This is a genomic window from Microbulbifer mixtoriginis (SeqCode) (assembly GCF_052466865.1).
Genome location: NZ_CP174293.1, coordinates 56,427 through 73,813, shown reverse-complemented (window position 1 = coordinate 73,813; position 17,387 = coordinate 56,427). Strand labels below are relative to the sequence as shown.

At 56.3% G+C, this 17,387-nt stretch carries 13 protein-coding genes; 11 read left to right on the top strand and 2 right to left on the bottom strand.

Going from position 1 to position 17,387, the window contains the following annotated elements:
• Nucleotides 1-24: 24 nt before the first annotated feature.
• Entirely contained in the window at nucleotides 25-2,016 is a 1,992-nt protein-coding gene (gene tkt, locus ACJJJA_RS00350) for a transketolase (RefSeq protein ID WP_444905271.1), read from the bottom strand.
• A gap of 264 nt (nucleotides 2,017-2,280) precedes the next feature.
• Between tkt and ACJJJA_RS00345 the strand changes: the two genes are divergently transcribed.
• From ACJJJA_RS00345 to ACJJJA_RS00325, 5 genes are all read left to right on the top strand, one after another.
• The gene (locus tag ACJJJA_RS00345) at nucleotides 2,281-3,237 is read left to right on the top strand and encodes a metalloregulator ArsR/SmtB family transcription factor (protein ID WP_444889066.1); all 957 of its coding nucleotides are present in this window, start codon (nucleotides 2,281-2,283) and stop codon (nucleotides 3,235-3,237) included.
• Between the two features lie 69 nt (nucleotides 3,238-3,306).
• Entirely contained in the window at nucleotides 3,307-4,527 is a 1,221-nt protein-coding gene (gene metK / locus ACJJJA_RS00340; RefSeq protein ID WP_252083816.1) for a methionine adenosyltransferase, read from the top strand.
• A 95-nt stretch (nucleotides 4,528-4,622) separates the two neighbouring features.
• Nucleotides 4,623-6,008: an adenosylhomocysteinase gene (gene ahcY / locus ACJJJA_RS00335; protein WP_252083815.1), complete on the top strand. Its 1,386-nt coding sequence runs from the start codon at nucleotides 4,623-4,625 to the stop codon at nucleotides 6,006-6,008.
• 61 nt (nucleotides 6,009-6,069) lie between these two features.
• Nucleotides 6,070-6,909: a methylenetetrahydrofolate reductase [NAD(P)H] gene (metF, locus tag ACJJJA_RS00330; RefSeq protein ID WP_444887542.1), complete on the top strand. Its 840-nt coding sequence runs from the start codon at nucleotides 6,070-6,072 to the stop codon at nucleotides 6,907-6,909.
• Between the two features lie 69 nt (nucleotides 6,910-6,978).
• A complete protein-coding gene (locus ACJJJA_RS00325) occupies nucleotides 6,979-7,635 on the top strand; it encodes an RluA family pseudouridine synthase (protein ID WP_444903437.1) in 657 nt (218 codons plus the stop codon).
• Nucleotides 7,636-7,735: 100 nt separating this feature from the next.
• Here ACJJJA_RS00325 and ACJJJA_RS00320 read toward each other — a convergent pair whose 3' ends face one another.
• Nucleotides 7,736-10,090 (bottom strand): Tex family protein, encoded by a 2,355-nt coding sequence (locus tag ACJJJA_RS00320; RefSeq protein ID WP_444903436.1) that lies wholly within the window; start codon nucleotides 10,088-10,090, stop codon nucleotides 7,736-7,738.
• Between the two features lie 289 nt (nucleotides 10,091-10,379).
• Here ACJJJA_RS00320 and ACJJJA_RS00315 point away from each other — a divergent pair, with 289 nt between their 5' ends.
• The 6 genes from ACJJJA_RS00315 to ACJJJA_RS00290 all read left to right on the top strand — a co-directional run bounded on the left by ACJJJA_RS00315 (nucleotide 10,380) and on the right by ACJJJA_RS00290 (nucleotide 17,385).
• On the top strand, nucleotides 10,380-11,627 hold the full coding sequence (locus tag ACJJJA_RS00315; RefSeq protein ID WP_444925253.1) for an efflux RND transporter periplasmic adaptor subunit: 1,248 nt from the start codon (nucleotides 10,380-10,382) through the stop codon (nucleotides 11,625-11,627).
• Nucleotides 11,627-14,758 (top strand): efflux RND transporter permease subunit, encoded by a 3,132-nt coding sequence (locus ACJJJA_RS00310; protein ID WP_444903434.1) that lies wholly within the window; start codon nucleotides 11,627-11,629, stop codon nucleotides 14,756-14,758. Before ACJJJA_RS00315 ends, ACJJJA_RS00310 begins: the two co-directional genes overlap by 1 nt.
• A gap of 135 nt (nucleotides 14,759-14,893) precedes the next feature.
• Entirely contained in the window at nucleotides 14,894-15,640 is a 747-nt protein-coding gene (locus ACJJJA_RS00305; protein WP_444903433.1) for a 16S rRNA (uracil(1498)-N(3))-methyltransferase, read from the top strand.
• A gap of 50 nt (nucleotides 15,641-15,690) precedes the next feature.
• The gene (locus ACJJJA_RS00300; protein ID WP_444903432.1) at nucleotides 15,691-16,056 is read left to right on the top strand and encodes a hypothetical protein; all 366 of its coding nucleotides are present in this window, start codon (nucleotides 15,691-15,693) and stop codon (nucleotides 16,054-16,056) included.
• A 14-nt stretch (nucleotides 16,057-16,070) separates the two neighbouring features.
• The gene (locus ACJJJA_RS00295; protein WP_444903431.1) at nucleotides 16,071-16,718 is read left to right on the top strand and encodes an HAD family hydrolase; all 648 of its coding nucleotides are present in this window, start codon (nucleotides 16,071-16,073) and stop codon (nucleotides 16,716-16,718) included.
• A 73-nt stretch (nucleotides 16,719-16,791) separates the two neighbouring features.
• Nucleotides 16,792-17,385 (top strand): OmpA family protein, encoded by a 594-nt coding sequence (locus tag ACJJJA_RS00290; RefSeq protein WP_444883153.1) that lies wholly within the window; start codon nucleotides 16,792-16,794, stop codon nucleotides 17,383-17,385.
• Nucleotides 17,386-17,387 lie beyond the last annotated feature (2 nt).

Sequence of the window (17,387 nt, the reverse complement as noted above, 5' to 3'; positions counted from 1 at the left end):
GGGCACCCGGCTAGAGTGCTGAAATTAGTTCAGCACTTTCTCGACGGTCTCCACCACATTTTCCACGGTGAAACCAAAGTGGTGCATCAGCTCGCCGCCGGGGGCGGACTCACCGAAGCTGCTCATGCCGATAATGGCGCCGTCAAAGCCTACGAACTTATACCAGTAATCCTGGTGGCTGGCCTCTACCGCCACGCGTGCGCGCACGGCGGAGGGCAGTACCGATTCGCGGTAGGACTCGTCCTGCTCCATAAAGGCTTCGGCGCAGGGCATGGAAACCACACGCACCTTCTTGCCCCCGAGCTTCTCTTGGGCGGCCATGGCCAGTTCCACCTCAGAGCCGGTGGCGATAATGATCGCTTCCGGGGTGCCGTCGCAGTCGGACAGTACATAGCCGCCCTTCTCTACCTGGGCCAGCTGTGCGGCGTTGCGCGGTTGCGGCGCCAGGCCCTGACGGCTGAATACCAGGGTGCTGGGGCCATTTTTACGGGCGATAGCCATTTTCCAGCTCACTGCGGATTCGGTGGCATCGCAGGGGCGCCAGGTGTGCAGATTGGGGGTAGAGCGCAAAGCACTTAGCTGCTCAACCGGCTGGTGAGTGGGTCCATCTTCACCAAGGCCGATGGAGTCGTGGGTGTAGACAAAGATCACGCGCTGCTTCATCAGTGCGGCCATGCGCACGGCGTTGCGGGCGTATTCCATAAACATCAGGAAAGTGGCGCCATAGGGGACGAAACCGCCGTGCAGGGCGATGCCGTTCATCATGGCGCTCATGCCGAACTCACGCACGCCGTAGTAGACGTAGTTGCCGGAGGCATCTTCTGCGCTGACGCCCTTGGAGCCGGACCAGATGGTGAGGTTGGAGCCGGCCAGGTCGGCGGAACCACCGAGGAATTCAGGCAGCAGCGGACCGTAGGCGTTCAGTGCATTCTGGCTCGCCTTGCGCGAGGCGATTTTCTGCGCATCGTCCTGGCACTGCTGAATATAGTCATCGGCCTTTGCAAAAAAGTCTGCGGGCAGTTCGCCGCGCATACGGCGCTCGAATTCGGCAGCCAGCTCGGGGAACTCTTCGCGGTAGTCGGCGAAAATGTCTTTCCACTCGTCTTCCTGGGCTTCACCTTTGGGTTTGGCGTCCCAGTCGGCATAGATCTCCGCGGGGATTTCGAAGGGGGCGTGGGCCCAGCCGAGGGTTTCGCGTACAAGGGAGATTTCATCGTCACCCAGAGGTGCGCCATGGCATTCCTCGCGGCCCTGCTTGTTGGGGGAGCCGAAGCCGATCACGGTTTTACAACAAATAATGGTTGGCTTATCGCTGTTCGCGCGGGCCTCTTCGATGGCGGCTTTAATGGCGGTGGCGTCGTGGCCATCCACATTGGGGATTACGTGCCAGCCATAGGATTCAAAGCGCTTGGGCGTGTCGTCGGTAAACCAGCCTTCTACTTCTCCGTCGATGGAAATGCCGTTGTCGTCATAGAAGGCGATCAGTTTGTCCAGGCCCAGGGTGCCGGCCAGGGAGCAGGCTTCGTGGGAAACACCTTCCATCAAACAGCCGTCACCCATAAATACATAGGTGTGGTGGTCGACCAGCTCGTAACCCGGGCGGTTGAACTGTGCCGCCAATACTTTTTCTGCCAATGCCATACCAACGGCATTGGTAATACCCTGGCCGAGAGGGCCGGTAGTGGTTTCTACGCCCGGCGCATAACCGTACTCCGGGTGGCCCGGGGTTTTGGAATGCATTTGGCGGAAATTTTTCAGCTCTTCGATCGGCAGGTCGTAACCGGACAGGTGCAGCAGCGAGTACAGCAGCATGGAGCCGTGGCCGTTGGAGAGCACAAAGCGGTCGCGGTCGGCCCACTCGGGGTTGGCGGGGTTGTGCTTCAGGTAGTCATTCCACAGCACTTCGGCGATATCCGCCATACCCATAGGCGCACCGGGGTGGCCGCTGTTGGCTTTCTGGACGGCGTCCATAGACAGGGCGCGAATAGCATTGGCCTTGTCTGTGCGAGAGGGAATAGAAGACATAGGAAGAACTCTCTGATTTTCGGATGGCCGCGGGGTGCTCTACAGGCGCTTCCCGCAGCGACAAAATGGGGGCGTATTTTCCCGTAAAGGTGTGTCTCACGCAAAGGCTTGCGGAGGAAAATTGCTATTAAGTGAAGCAACAATTGCCCAGGTTTATGTGCAGGTGGTGGCCATAAGCACCTACATCAAAATAATTTTATAAAGCTATATCAAATTTCTTTGATATAGAGTGGTGTGCCTGATAGACTCGTCCGCATGTCTGAAATCCAGCCCATTTCTCAATCCGGCACCGGCGCGGAAATTCCCCAACTGGCGGCGACCCTAAAAGCTGCGGGGGATCCCCTGCGCCTGGAGATTTTGCGCCTGCTTAGCCAGGACTCCTACAGCGTGCTGGAACTCTGCCGAATTTTTGATTTGCGCCAACCGGCCCTGAGTCACCACCTCAAGGTGCTTGCTCAAGCGGGGTTGGTGAGCAAGCGCCGCGAGGGCAATAACCTCTTTTACCGGCGCACAGGCAGCACACCGCTGCTCGCTCAGCTGTTCGCCAACCTGGACCAGTTGCCGCTATCAGACGCGCGGGCTCAATCGGTGGCGCGTATCTCGGAGGAGCGCGCCGAAGCCTCGCGTCGCTTCTTTGCGGACTACGGCAATCGCTTTCGGGAGCAGCAGGAGTTGATCGCCAGTTACAGCGTGTATGGCCCGCAGGTGGCACAGCTGCTCAACTCTGGCCGCCATGCCCTAGAGGTGGGGCCCGGTGAGGGGGAGTTCCTACAGGAGTTATCCCTGCGTTTTGCCACAGTCACTGCGCTGGATCTGTCCTCGGCTATGTTGGAGCGCGCCCAGGCATTCGCCGATGAGCAGGGCCTGGCAAATATCGAATTTGTCTGTGGTGACACCCGTGCTGCAGCGGCACGTCCAGCCAGTGCGGACAGCATTGTGGTGAATATGGTATTGCACCACACCCCCGACCCCGCACAGATTTTCCAGGACTTACAAGGCGCGCTGAAAAGTGGTGGCCAGTTACTGGTGGCAGAGCTACAGGAGCACGGTCAGGACTGGGCGCGGGAAGCCTGCGGTGATCTATGGCTGGGATTTGCCCCCGAACAGCTGAGCCAGTGGGCACAAACTGCCGGTTTAAGGGACGGCCGCAGTGTCTACAGTGCGCTGCGCAATGGCTTTCAGATTCAGATCAGAGAATTTGTAAAACCCTGACAACTGCAGTCGGTTTTCAGGCCCAGAATTTTGCTAACCGCCCGCGGCGGAACACATGGAGACTCTCACATGAGTGAATACAAACTGTTTACCTCGGAATCCGTGTCTGAAGGGCACCCGGATAAAATCGCCGACCAGATTTCCGACGCGGTATTGGATGCTCTGTTGGCTCGTGACAAGCAGGCGCGCGTTGCCTGTGAAACTCTGGTAAAGACCGGTATCGCGGTTATTGCCGGGGAAATCTCCACCTCCGCCTGGGTTGACCTGGAGGAATTGGTGCGCAAGGTGATTACCGATATCGGCTACACCTCCTCCGATGTGGGTTACGACGGGGAAACCTGTGGTGTGATCAACGTTATCGGCAAGCAATCTCTGGATATTGCCCAGGGTGTCGACCGCGCCAAGCCGGAAGATCAGGGTGCTGGCGACCAGGGCCTGATGTTTGGCTACGCCACCAATGAAACACCGACTTTTATGCCGGCGCCTATCTATTATTCCCACCGCTTGGTAGAGCGTCAGGCTGAGGCGCGTAAGTCCGGCCTGCTGCCCTGGTTGCGCCCGGACGCCAAGAGCCAGCTTACTTTCCGCTACGACGACCAGGGCCGTCCCTGCGCTATCGATGCGGTGGTGCTCTCCACTCAGCACAATCCCGATGTGAGCCAAGCCGACCTGCGCGATGCGGTGATGGAGCTGATCGTGCATCACACCCTGCCGACAGAGTGGCTACACAAGGACACCAAATTCCATATTAACCCCACCGGTAACTTTGTGATTGGCGGTCCCGTCGGTGACTGTGGCCTGACCGGGCGCAAAATTATCGTAGATACCTACGGCGGTTCCGCGCGTCATGGTGGCGGTGCCTTCTCCGGTAAGGACCCGTCCAAAGTGGACCGCTCTGCGGCCTATGCCGGTCGCTATGTGGCTAAGAATATTGTCGCCGCAGGCTTGGCCAAGCGCTGTGAGATTCAGGTGTCCTATGCCATCGGCGTTGCCGAGCCTACCTCGGTTGCCATCAATACCTTTGGCACAGGCGTGGTTTCCGAAGAGAAACTGGTGGAGCTGGTGCGCGAGAATTTCGATCTGCGCCCCTATGCCATTTCAAAATCCCTCGATCTGCTGCATCCCATGTATCAGCTGACTGCAGCCTACGGCCACTTTGGTCGCGATCCCTTTACCCACACCTATAACTGGGTGGATGGCAACGGCCAAGCGCGCAGCGAAACTTTCACCGCCTTCCCCTGGGAGAAGACTGACAAGGTCGATGCGCTGCGTGCGCAGGCGGGCCTGTAACCTACTGGATAAACGCGGCTCCATATCGTGAGTTGCTATCAGGGGGCGCCGCGGCGCCTCTGTGAGTGAAAAGAACATTACTGGAACTCAAAAGAATGAATCAAATGAGCACTGAATTTAAAGACTTTAAGATCGCGGATATCTCACTGGCCGAGTGGGGCCGCCGTGAAATCGAAATTGCCGAAGGTGAAATGCCGGCGCTGATGACTCTGCGGGAGAAATACCGCGCGGAACAGCCTCTCGCCGGTGCGCGTATTATGGGCTGTATCCATATGACCATTCAGACTGCGGTACTGATTGAAACCCTGGTTGCCCTGGGTGCTGAAGTACGTTGGTCTTCCTGTAATATTTTCTCCACTCAGGACCACGCTGCTGCCGCTATCGCCGCACGCGGAATTCCTGTGTTTGCCTGGAAGGGTGAAACGGAAGAGGAGTACGAGTGGTGTTTAGAGCGTACCGTGGGCGCCGATGTTGCCGGCTGGCAGCCGAATATGATTCTCGATGACGGTGGTGACCTCACCGAACTGCTGCACCGTAAGTACCCCGCCGTCTTGAACAATTGCCACGGTATCAGTGAAGAAACCACCACCGGGGTACATCGCCTGCAGGACATGTTGCGTGAAGGCACGCTTAGAGTTCCGGCGATCAACGTCAACGATGCCGTAACCAAGAGCAAGAATGACAACAAATACGGTTGTCGTCACAGCCTGAACGATGCAATCAAGCGCGCCACTGATCACCTTCTGGCGGGTAAGAAAGCGCTGGTTATCGGTTACGGTGATGTGGGTAAAGGCTCCGCCGCTTCGCTGCGCCAGGAAGGCATGATCGTAAAGGTTTCAGAAGTGGATCCCATCTGTGCCATGCAGGCCTGTATGGATGGTTTCGAGCTGGTTTCTCCCTACATTAACGGTATTAACACCGGCACCGCCGAAGGCATTAATAAAGAGCTGCTGGCCAATACTGACCTGATTGTTACCACCACCGGCAATGCCAATGTCTGCGATAAGCATATGCTGGCGGCGTTGAAGAGCGGCGCTGTAGTTTCCAATATTGGCCACTTCGATAATGAAATCGATACCGCCTTTATGCGCGAGAACTGGGAGTGGCAAGAAGTGAAGCCCCAGGTGCATAAAATAGTGCGCAATAGCGAAACCAATGACCACCTGCTGTTGTTGTCCGAAGGCCGTTTGGTAAACCTGGGCAACGCCACTGGTCACCCCAGCCGTATTATGGACGGGTCATTTGCCAACCAGGTTCTCGCGCAAATTCACCTGTTTGAAGAGAAGTTTGCCGACCTGGCCTCCGATCAAAAAGTGTCTGCACTCTACGTCAAGGTACTGCCCAAGCACCTCGACGAGGAAGTCGCGCGCTATATGGTGGAAGGTTTTGATGGAGTAATTACCCGTATGACCGAGGAGCAGGCCAAATACATTGGTGTTTCTGTCGACGGTCCATATAAGCCCGAAAGCTATAAATATTAATACCCTCATAAAAGATGCCGGCTGTGCCGGCATCTGAATTTCGGAGGGCCTGGAAAATATAATGAAAAATCCCATTCGCATCAGTTTCGAATTTTTCCCACCCAAAACCCCCGAAGGCCGCGTCAAGCTGTATAAAACCCGCGAGGCTTTACAGGCGTTTAATCCCGAATTCTTTTCAGTCACCTATGGTGCCGGTGGTACCACGCGTGAAACTACCGCCAATATTGTTACCAATATGCGCAAAGATGGTATTTCCATCGCGCCGCACCTGTCATTTGGTGGAGACAATGAAGAGATCATTCTCGGATTATTAGATATATATAAAGAGGCCGGTGTAAATCGTATTGTGGCCCTGCGTGGGGATATGCCCTCTGGAATGGGTGCGGTGGCGCAACTGGTCTACGCGAATGAGTTGGTGGCTTTTATTCGGCGCCATACTGGCGATCATTTCCACCTGGAAGTTGCCGCCTATCCGGAAATTCATCCGGAGTCCAACAGTTATGATGATGATATACGCTATTTAAAAGGAAAGTTTGAGGCGGGAGCGAATAGCGCCCTGACTCAATACTTCTATAACCCGGATTCATATTTTTATTTCATAGATCAGTGTGAGAAAGCCGGTATCGATGCACCGATCTATCCGGGGATTATGCCAATTATTAACTTCGATAATTTAGTGCGTTTTTCGCGTAACTGCGGCGCAGAGATTCCGCGCTGGCTGAAAAAACGTATGGAAAGTTATCGCGACCCGGATGATATCCGTAAGCTGGGTCTCGAAGTAGTTACCGACCTGTGTGAAACCTTATTGGAGGGGGGCGCACCGGGATTGCATTTTTATACGATGAATCAGATTGGTGCCTCAGAGAGTATTTTAAAGGACCTGGGCCTTGAGGCTCGCTAGTCCTCCTTGATATTTTATAGTGCCACCGGGTGTGGGCATTAGTATTTAGCAGGTTGTAAGAGTTAAATAATGCGTAAATATTGCCCACCAACCGAGCCTTTTTTATCGGTCATTTATCAGGATTCCTCCCTTCTAATTTTAAATAAACCCAGCGGTCTCCTCAGTGTGCCAGGTAGAGATCCGGCCCATAAAGATAGTCTGGCAAGCAGGGTACAAAAAAACTACCCGGAAGCACTGATAGTGCACCGCCTGGATATGGATACTTCGGGCCTGTTGGTAATGGCGCGGAGCCCGGAAGTTCACCGCAAACTGAGCACACTCTTCCAAAATCGCAAGGTCGATAAAACCTATCTTGCTAGAGTGTGGGGGGTGCCCACTGCAGACTCAGGTGAGGTGAATCTGCCTCTGATTTGTGACTGGCCAAACAGGCCAAAACAAAAAGTAGATCATGAGGTGGGTAAGCCCTCTCTCACGCGTTGGGAAAAAATATCTAGTACAGCAGACAGCAGCTTACTGCGCCTCTTGCCGGTTACAGGCCGTTCCCATCAGCTGCGGGTGCATATGCAGGCGATGGGACACCCGATATTGGGTGATCCATTCTATGCACACTCAGAAGCCTTAGCTGCGGCCCCGAGATTATTATTGCATGCGAGTGCTCTGGAATTTTTGCATCCAGAGACGCAAGAGCGCCTGAGTGTTACCAGTGAATTACCAGAGGTATTCTAAGCTGAATAATCGTTAATGCTAGTTTTACAATCGGCTTTGATTTTTCATTAAATAAAAAAGGGCGATCTGGTGATCGCCCTTTTTTTGTTGGTCCGCCGTATTATTTTTTATTCTTCATTGCCGCCATTAACAGATCGCCCATGCTGCCACGGCTATTCCCTTGACCGCCCTTCTGTTGCCGATTGCCTTGTTGCTTGTTATAGCGCTGGGCTTGGCGGTTTTCACGCTGGTCGCCTTTGTTGATACCGCCGCTGCCCTGCTCGCCGGGCTCGTCGGAGAGGCGCATGGAAAGACCGATGCGCTTGCGTGCGACATCCACTTCCATCACTTTCACTTTGACGATATCGCCGGCTTTAACCACCTCGTGGGGATCTTTCACGAACTTTTCTGAAAGCGCGGAGATATGGACCAGTCCGTCCTGGTGCACGCCGATATCCACAAACGCACCGAAGTTGGTGACGTTGGTAACCGTGCCTTCCAACACCATGGCCGGGCGCAGGTCTTTGATTTCCTCAACGCCCTCTTCGAAGCGCGCAGTACGGAATTCAGGGCGTGGGTCGCGGCCGGGTTTTTCCAGCTCGGCGATGATATCGGTAACGGTGGGCACACCGAATTTTTCATCGGTGTAATCTGCCGGGTTGAGGCGGCGCAGGAAGGCGGAGTCGCCGATCAGGCTGTTGATCTCGCGGTCGTTTTTCTCGGCGATGCGTTTCACCACGATATAGGATTCGGGGTGTACGCCGGATTTATCCAGCGGGTTTTCACCGTTATTAATTCGCAGGAAGCCGGCGGCCTGCTCAAAGGCTTTGGGCCCCAGGCGCGGTACTTCCATCAGCTGTTTGCGGTTTTTAAAGGCGCCGTGTTGATCGCGGTAGCTGACGATATTGCTGGCGATGGAGGCAGTCAGGCCGGAAACCTTGGCCAACAGCGGCGCTGAGGCAGAGTTCAATTCGGCACCGACACCGTTTACACAGTCCTCTACTACAGCGTCGAGGGAACGCGCCAGCTGAGTCTGTGAAACGTCATGCTGATACTGGCCGACACCAATGGATTTAGGCTCGATTTTTACCAGCTCAGCCAGCGGGTCTTGCAGGCGACGGGCAATAGAGATGGCGCCACGGATGGTGACATCCAGATGGGGAAATTCCCGCGCGGCGAATTCGGAAGCGGAGTACACGGAGGCGCCTGCCTCGTTTACCACCACCTTTTGCGCATTTAATTTGTATTGCTTAATGGTCTCGCCGACAAATTTATCGGTCTCGCGACTGGCTGTGCCGTTGCCGATGGCGATCAAGCCTACATTGTATTTATTGCACAGGGCGGCAATAACCGCGGCGGATTCCTGATGACGGTTTTGCGGCGGATTGGGGAAGATGGCAGTGTGGTCCAGTATCTTACCGGTGGCATCTACCACTGCAACTTTCACACCGGTACGCAGCCCCGGATCCAGGCCGATAGTGGCCTTGTGTCCGGCAGGTGCGGCTAACAGCAGATCTTTGAGATTGCGGGAGAAGACCTTGATGGCTTCCTCTTCCGCTTTCTCGCGCAGCTCACCCAACAGGTCAGTTTCCAACGCGGTAAGCAGCTTGATACGCCAGGTCCAGCGCACCACTTCGCCAAGCCATTTGTCCGCCGGGCGGCCTTCGTCGCTGATATCGAAATGCCGAGCGATCATAGATTCACAGGGATGGCTGGCGGTGGCTGGAGTACCTTCCTCTTCTGGTAATCCAACACTGATGGCTAGGATGCCCTCGTTGCGGCCGCGGAAAATCGCCAGGGCGCGGTGGGATGGCACCTTGGACCAGTCCTCGGCGTATTCGAAGTAGTCGCGGAATTTGGCTCCCTCTTCCTCTTTGCCGTCGAGCAGCTTGGATTTAACCTGGCCATCGCGCTTGAGGAAGTCTCGCAGTTTACCCAGCAGTTCGGCATCTTCGGCAAAGCGTTCCATCAGGATAAATTTGGCCCCGTCGAGGGCGGCCTTGATGTCTTTTACCTGTAAGGAGGCGTCTTCATGATCGGTGTTGAGGTATTGCTGTGCTTCTGCGGCGGGATCGAGGGATGGATCGTTAATCAGGGCGTCGGCGAGAGGTTCGAGGCCCGCTTCGATGGCGATCTGCCCTTTGGTACGACGTTTGGGTTTGTAGGGCAGGTAGAGATCTTCGAGGCGGTTCTTGGTGTCGGCACCGTTGATTTGCTGCGCTAATTCTGCGGTGAGTTTGCCCTGTTCATCAATACTCTTGAGGATGGCTGCGCGGCGCTCTTCCAGTTCGCGCAGGTAGCGCAGGCGCTCTTCCAGTGTGCGCAGTTGGGTGTCGTCTAAAGCTCCCGTTACTTCTTTCCGGTAGCGGGCAATAAAGGGCACCGTGGCGCCTTCGTCCAGCAGGGATACTGCGGCAGTTACCTGTTGGGAGCGTACGTTGAGTTCTTCTGCGATGCGAGCGTTGATATCCAGCATTTGATGTCTATATCCGTTTTCCGGGGGTTCGTACCTTAAGGAGCGGCGTTTGACCGGGAAATAGCCTATCGGTTTCCTTGGCTTTGCGCGGCCCGTTGTCTCTCCTGCAACGGTAAATTGGGGCGGGCATTATGCGTTACCAGGGGCCGGCGAGGAAGGTTTGCGATAAAGCACAAACTCCTGCGGCGACCTGCATCCGAATCGACTCTTATCTGCGTCGAACTCCAGTAGAATGCGCGCTAATTAAAATTTGACCAGTATCGGTCACAGAATGGGGTAGAGGGTGCCTGTGAAAGTGTCGAGCAAGAACAAGCTTTTATTTACCGTTTTGGCTATCGGGGCGGCCGCCATTACTGCGGTGGTGCTATTGAAGCCCAAGCCGGAAGAAAAACCACCGGAGGTGGTGGTACCGCCGGTGGCGGATGTCCTGTATGCGGAACCGGGGCGCCAGACCCTGTTGGTACCGAGCCAGGGCACCGTGCATGCTCGCCATGAAATTGAGGTGGTGGCCCGTGTCGGCGGTGTGATTGAAGGTGTGGGCGAGGCCTTTGTGCCCGGCGGCTTCTTTGCCGAGGGGGAATCATTGCTGCAGCTCGAGCAAGCCGACTACATCCATAAAGTGACACGTGCCGAATCACAGCTGGCCGATGCCAAGTCCGCCCTGGCTCAAGAGCAGGGTCGCGCCAAACAAGCCAAGCGCGAGTGGCGCAATCTGGGCAGCGAAGCTGCCAACGCCCTGTTTCTGCGCAAGCCACACCTTGAAGCCGCCGAGGCCGCAGTGGCCGCAGCGCGAGCGGATCGGGACCAAGCCAAACTCGATCTGGCGCGCACCGCAGTGAAAACGCCGTTTGCCGGGCGCGTAGTGGAGACCTATGTCGATCTGGGCCAGTACATCACCCCCGGCACGCCTCTGGCAAAAATCCACAGCACTGGCATCGCCGAAGTGCGCCTGCCTCTGACCGATCAACAGCTGGCACTGCTCGATCTGCCTCTGGGTAAATCCTTCGAACATGGCCCCGAAGTGCGCCTGCGGGCGATGGTAGCTGGGCTTGAGCGCGAGTGGCGTGCCCAGCTGGTGCGCACCGAAGCCAGCATCGATACCAATAGCCGCTTTATTTATGCCGTGGCTCAGGTACAGAACCCTTATGAGGGCGATGTTCCGCTGATGAATGGCCTGTTTGTGGAAGCCGATATTGCCGGTCGCACTCTGGATGGCATAGTGGTTTTGCCGCGCCAGGCTTTGCACGAGGGCGACCACTTGCTGGTGTTGGATGAAGAGAGCAAGCTGGTGTTCAAAACTGTGGAACTGTTGCAGAGCATCGGCGAGCAGGTGTGGTTGCGTGGTGATATCGCCGTTGGTGATCGCGTCGTGGTGTCCAGCCTGGGCTACTCCCGCGAGGGCATGGCACTTACCGCTAATCCTCTCAACGAGAAGCCTGCCGGTCTGATCGATAGCGTTAAGAGCGATGCCGAAGCCGATTCAAGTACCTCCGGTGAGACCGCAGCCACGAATAGCGCTGCCCACGGAGGCCACTGATGAACGGCATTATTTCCTGGTTTGCGCGCAACAGTAAGGCCGCCAACCTGTTGATGATTATGATCATCATCGGCGGCTTCTTCGGAATCAGTGGGATTGATCGCGAGGTCTTTCCAGCGATTCAGCCCGGTATTGTCGAGGTGGAAATCTCCTACCCCGGTGCCGGCCCGGCGGAGGTCGAGCAGCAGGTGACCGTGCGTGTGGAAGAGGCTATCTCTGAGGTGAAGGGCATCAAGGAGGTGAACTCCGCCTCTCGCCGCAGCCACTCCTCTATCGAAGTTCAAGCAGTGGATGGCTACGATGAGCTGCGCCTGCTCAACGATATCAAGGTGCAGGTGGATAGTATTAACACCTTCCCCGAGGGTATCGAGCGCCCGGTGATTCGCCTGCAGGAGTGGGATACCCAGCTGATGATGATCGCCATTGGCGGTCCGGTTTCCGAGCGTCAGCTCAAGGAGACCGCGCTGGACCTGCGCGACAAACTCACACTGATTCCCGGTGTGCGCCGTGTGGATATCTGGGGCGAGCGTCCGGATGAGCTGTCCATCGAGGTTTCCGAGCTGGACCTGCGCCGCTACAACCTGAGCTTCAATGACGTAGCCAACGCGGTGCGCCGCTCCTCCCTCGATCTGCCCGCGGGTATGGTGCGTTCGGATCGCGGTGATATCCAGGTGCAGACCCGTGGTCAGGCCTATACCGCCGAAGACTTCGAGCGTATTCCGGTAGTCAGCCGTGCCGACGGCTCTGTGCTGCTGCTGCGCGATGTGGCCACCGTGCGCGATGGCTTCGAGGAGTACAACAACGTCATTCTCTTTAACGGCAATCCGGCTATGAACCTGCGTGTGGTTCAGGGCGAGCCGCTGGATGTGGTGGCCACCGCCGAGCGTATCAAGGCGTTTATGGCGGAGGCGCGCACCCAGTTGCCGCCGGGTATGGAGTTCGACGTCTGGTTCGACTTCTCCAAAGCTTTTGAAGGCCGCATGAACCTGTTGACCACCAACGCCTTAAGCGGCTTCGCCATGGTCTTTATCATGCTGATGCTGTTCCTGCGCCCGGCGCTAGCGATGTGGGTAACGGTGGGCATTATTGTGGCCTTCCTCGGTGCTTTCTGGTTGCTGCCGATTACCGGGGTCAGCCTGAATATGCTGTCGCTGTTCGCCTTCCTGCTGATTCTCGGGATTGTGGTGGACGATGCGATTATTGTGGGGGAAGCCGTGCATGCGGCCCACGATCGCGGTGTTACCGGTCTGGCCGCCGCGGAAGAGGGCGTGAAGCAGGTCTCCGCGCCGGTGATCTTCGCCGTGACCTCCACCATGGTGTTCTTTATCCCCATGCTGTTCCTGCCCGGTTATACCGCGCAGATGATGTTGGCACTGCCGGTGGTGGTGCTCTTGTGTCTGGTGTTCTCCCTGGTGGAGTCTCTGCTGATTCTGCCGGCACACCTGGTGGGTATGAAGCCGGAGCAACCCGCCAAATCCGCCCTGGGTATCAAGTTGCAGAAGCTGCGTGGCCGCTTCGCCGGAGCCATGAAGACCGCCGGTGACAAGTACTATTTGCCGCTGCTCAAGAAGTCCCTTGGCAACAGCCGCACCACGGTGATGGTCTTTTTCATGGCGCTGGTACTTTCCATCAGTGTCTTTACCAGTGGTTATGTAGGTTCTTCCTTCTCGCCACAGGTACCGTCGGATCTGTTGGAATTGCGTGCCAGCATGGCCGATGGCGAGCCTTTCCATGAGGCCGAGCGCGTGATGAATCAGGTGCTGGAGGCCGCAGATAAGCTCGCTACCGATGAGGAGATGCTGAAGCTCAACGACGGCGAGCCCTTCGTAATGAACTCCATGGTGTTCAACTGGCGCGGCAACATCTTTGTGATCTTGCAGCTCACCGACGGAGAGATGCGTGATGTGACTTCCAAAACTCTGTCGCTGCGCTGGCGCGAGCTGATCGGTGAAATGCCGGCCAGTGTTGAAGACCTGAATATTGATGCCACTATCAACGATGGCGGCAACGGTATGAGTCTGAACCTGAGCACCGCTTCGGGGGATATGGACGAATTGCGCGCTGCCGCCGATGCGGTGAAGAAGAAGATGAACAGCTATGCCGGTGTTTACGATGTGCGTGACAATCTCACCAGTGCGCGTCGCGATATCGAAATTCAGCTGAAGCCCCACGCCACTACCATGGGTATCAACCTGGCGGATGTGGCCAGGCAGGTGCGCCAGGGTTTCTATGGCGAAGAGGTACAGCGTATTCCCCGCGGTCGCGAGGACGTTAGGGTGATGGTGCGCTACCCGCAGGAAGAGCGCGCCAGCGAAGAGCAGATGGACCGCGTGCGTATTCGTACGGCGGAGGGAGAAGTGCCCTTCTCTGCGGTGGCCGATGCGGTCTATGTGCCCGGTTACACCACCATCCGCCGCAACAACCGCGAGCGCACCGTGCGCGTGTTTGCCGAGTTGACGCCGAACACCTCCACTGCGCAGGAAATTCTCAAGGATATGCGCGAGACTCTGGTGCCTGAGCTGGAGCGCCAGTTCCCCGGTTTCTCCCTGAGAACTGCCGGTGAAATGCAGGAGGAGGAAGAGTTCAACGGTGCGATCCTGGCGTTCTTTGTGCTGTCTCTGTTCGCCATTTACGCCCTGCTGGCCATCGCTTTCCGCTCTTACTCGCAGCCGCTGTTGATCCTCACCGCAGTACCGTTCGGCTTCTTCGGTGCGGTAGTAGGCCACCTGTTGATGGGCCACGATATCAGCATCATGTCCATGCTCGGCTTCCTCGCCGCAGCGGGGGTTGTGGTGAACGATAACCTGGTATTGATGGACCGCATCAACCAGCTGCGCGCCCAGGGCTGGGCGGTGATGGATGCGGTGGTACAGGCGGGTCGCGATCGTTTCCGCCCGATTATCCTCACCTCTATCACTACCTTTATCGGGTTGGTGCCGATCATGTTCGAGCGCTCTATTCAGGCGCAGTTCCTGATTCCCATGGTGATCAGCCTCGCCTTTGGCGTCCTGTTTGCCACCGCGGTAACCCTGGTACTGGTGCCGAACCTGTACAAGGTGATCGAAGTGCTGCGTCCAAAAGGCAAGCGCCAGGAGCTAACTGACACTCCGGTGTCTCTGGAAACTGCCTGATCGCGATTTTCACGCCGGGTAATGGTGGGGGTTTTCCGCCATTGCCTGGTCTGTGCATTAGTGCCTAAACTACCCGCCTGCAAAATGCCGACATCTCTGTCGGCTTTTTTATAGTGCTTTACAGGATCTTTACCCATGCGCATTCCGCGTATCTTCTCCCAGCAGGCCCTGGCCGGTGTTTCGCAAATCGAGTTGGATGAGGGCGCTTCCCGGCACCTGGTAAAAGTCCTGCGCCTCGGCGCCGGCCACCCGATGACTCTTTTCGACGGTTTGGGCGGCGAGTACAGCGCGGAATTGCTGGCAACGGGTAAGCGTGCACAAGTGGGGGTTGGTGCGTTTCGCGAAGACAATCGCCAGTCGCCACTGGCGTTAACCCTGGCAATTGGCATCTCCCGCGGTGACCGATTCGACTGGGTGATACAGAAGGCCACCGAGTTGGGGGTGGCGGCTATCCAGCCGCTGTTTAGCGAGCGCTGCGAGGTCAAACTATCCGGCGAGCGCCTGCAAAAAAAGCTTGGCCACTGGCGTCAGATTGCCATCAGCGCCTGTGAGCAGTGTGAGCGCAATCTGTTGCCGGAAATTGCCGAACCGGTAAAACTACCGCACTATCTGCAGACCTCAGCACAACAGGATGCACCGCAAACCAAGCTGGTATTACACCACCGCACCGAGCTGGATCTGCGCCGTTGGGAAACGGACAATGGCAAGCCGGATTCGGCCCTGTTGATGGTGGGGCCAGAGGGTGGATTGTCCCAGGCGGAGATTGATTTGGCCTTGGGCCACGGCTTTATGCCACTGCGCTTGGGACCGAGGGTTATGCGCACCGAAACCGCGCCTATCGCCGCACTGTCTGTATTACAGTTCCAATGGGGTGACCTGTAGGAGCCGACGTAAGCCAAAATTGGATAGGATGAAAACCAGGAAGGGAAACTATGATTCGAGTGATTGTAGGGTTATTGGGTATCGCGATTATCTTGTTGTCGCTGGCGGTTATTGCCAAGCCCAAGTTGGCGCAAACCATCAGTGAGCGACTCAGCGAAACGGGCTATTTCTTTTCCGCCTGGCTGCGCATCTTTATCGGTCTCTTCCTGTTGTTGATTGCTGACACGCGCCACTGGTATATCCTCTTCAACGCCCTGGGCGTATTGGTGCTGCTGAGTGGCGCCTATATGCTGCAAATGGGTTTTGAGCGCGGCAAGGCGCTGGCCATCAAGATCTCCCAGGGCAATGAAAACTTCCTGCGTATCAGCGGCATACTCGGTGTGGTTATCGGTATTATGCTGCTTTCCGCGCGCTGATTTTACGGGGTCCCATGTCTTCCATAGATTTGGTCATTTTTGATTGCGACGGTGTGTTGGTGGATAGCGAGAGTATCGTCTGCCGCATCCTCGCTGAAGAAATGAATAAGTTGGGTATGGCCACCACTGCGGAGGAGCTGGATGAGCAATTCAGCGGCCGGCCCGCCAGGGACTGCCTACTGGAAATCGAGAAGCGTTTCGGCGGCCCCCTGCCAGACAATTATTTTGGCAATACCGAGCGCCGTATTCGCGAAGTATTCCACGCCGAGTTGGAACCCGTAGTCGGTATTGAGAGCTTGCTCGATCACTTACAGCAGATCGGCATGCGCAGTTGCGTGGCCTCATCGGGCTCTCACCAGAAAATGCATCTCACCCTAAATAAAACCGGTCTCTACGACTACTTCGACGGCAGGATCTACAGTGCTGAGGATGTTTCCCGCGGTAAACCTTGGCCGGAGCTGTTCCTGCATGCGGCCACCAGTATGGGGGTGAAGCCGGAGCGCTGTCTGGTCGTGGAGGACTCCAACGCCGGTGTGGAAGCCGCGGTAGCCGCCGGCATGCGCGTAGTCGGTTACAGTACCCATAAGCAGAGAGCGCCACAGCTGGAGCAGCGCGGTGCCCGGGTAGTTAGCGATATGATGTCGGTGTTGAACTTCCTCTAACGGCTAGATATCTCCTCCCGCCGGCAGCTTGTTCTACACTGAATTTGACGTCTGCAAACCGGAAGTTTTGTCTATGGCGGGCAAGCCTTTATTCGTCTGCTATCTCGCCCTGCTGGTGCTATTACTTGCCGGCTGCCCCACCCCCGATCCCAATAGAAAATATGCCCTTGAGCCTCAGTCTGCGGTGCAGTCCGGAGACAGTGAGAAAGAGGCGCGGCAGGCGGCTCCCTTTGCCGATGATTTGGTGCGCTTTTTACGCGGAAATTCCCGTAAAGATGGGGATACTTTTAGATTGCGCCTGGAGTTTGACCCCGGTGGCTTTGCCCCGCGTATGGATAGCATCGCCGATCTGGAGGCGCTATTGGTGATCATGCGCGATTTCCCCGAGATGCGTATTACGATTGAGGGGCACACGGATAATGACGGTGACCCAAAGAAAAACCTGCACCTCTCTCAGTGGCGCGCAGACTGGGTACGCAATTTTTTGATAGAGCGCGGTATTGATGGCGACCGCATGCGTGCACAGGGCTATGGCGATACAGATCCTATCGCTGATAATGAGAGCAAGGCTGGGCAAAGGGAAAATCGACGCCTGGTTATCCGCGTCTTGAACTTCGATCGAATGCCGAGCAGATTGCCGCGATTAAATACATCTCCGAGCCCATAAAT

Excerpts from the sequence above, each read along its gene's own strand:
- ACJJJA_RS00305 (WP_444903433.1), top strand. The coding sequence starts at position 14,894 with ATGCGCATTCCGCGTATCTTCTCCCAGCAGGCCCTGGCCGGTGTTTCG.
- ACJJJA_RS00290 (WP_444883153.1), top strand. The coding sequence starts at position 16,792 with ATGGCGGGCAAGCCTTTATTCGTCTGCTATCTCGCCCTGCTGGTGCTA.
- metF (WP_444887542.1), top strand. The coding sequence starts at position 6,070 with ATGAAAAATCCCATTCGCATCAGTTTCGAATTTTTCCCACCCAAAACC.
- ACJJJA_RS00345 (WP_444889066.1), top strand. The coding sequence starts at position 2,281 with ATGTCTGAAATCCAGCCCATTTCTCAATCCGGCACCGGCGCGGAAATT.
- ahcY (WP_252083815.1), top strand. The coding sequence starts at position 4,623 with ATGAATCAAATGAGCACTGAATTTAAAGACTTTAAGATCGCGGATATC.
- metK (WP_252083816.1), top strand. The coding sequence starts at position 3,307 with ATGAGTGAATACAAACTGTTTACCTCGGAATCCGTGTCTGAAGGGCAC.
- ACJJJA_RS00320 (WP_444903436.1), bottom strand. The coding sequence starts at position 10,090 with ATGCTGGATATCAACGCTCGCATCGCAGAAGAACTCAACGTACGCTCC.
- ACJJJA_RS00310 (WP_444903434.1), top strand. The coding sequence starts at position 11,627 with ATGAACGGCATTATTTCCTGGTTTGCGCGCAACAGTAAGGCCGCCAAC.
- ACJJJA_RS00300 (WP_444903432.1), top strand. The coding sequence starts at position 15,691 with ATGATTCGAGTGATTGTAGGGTTATTGGGTATCGCGATTATCTTGTTG.
- ACJJJA_RS00295 (WP_444903431.1), top strand. The coding sequence starts at position 16,071 with ATGTCTTCCATAGATTTGGTCATTTTTGATTGCGACGGTGTGTTGGTG.
- ACJJJA_RS00325 (WP_444903437.1), top strand. The coding sequence starts at position 6,979 with ATGCGTAAATATTGCCCACCAACCGAGCCTTTTTTATCGGTCATTTAT.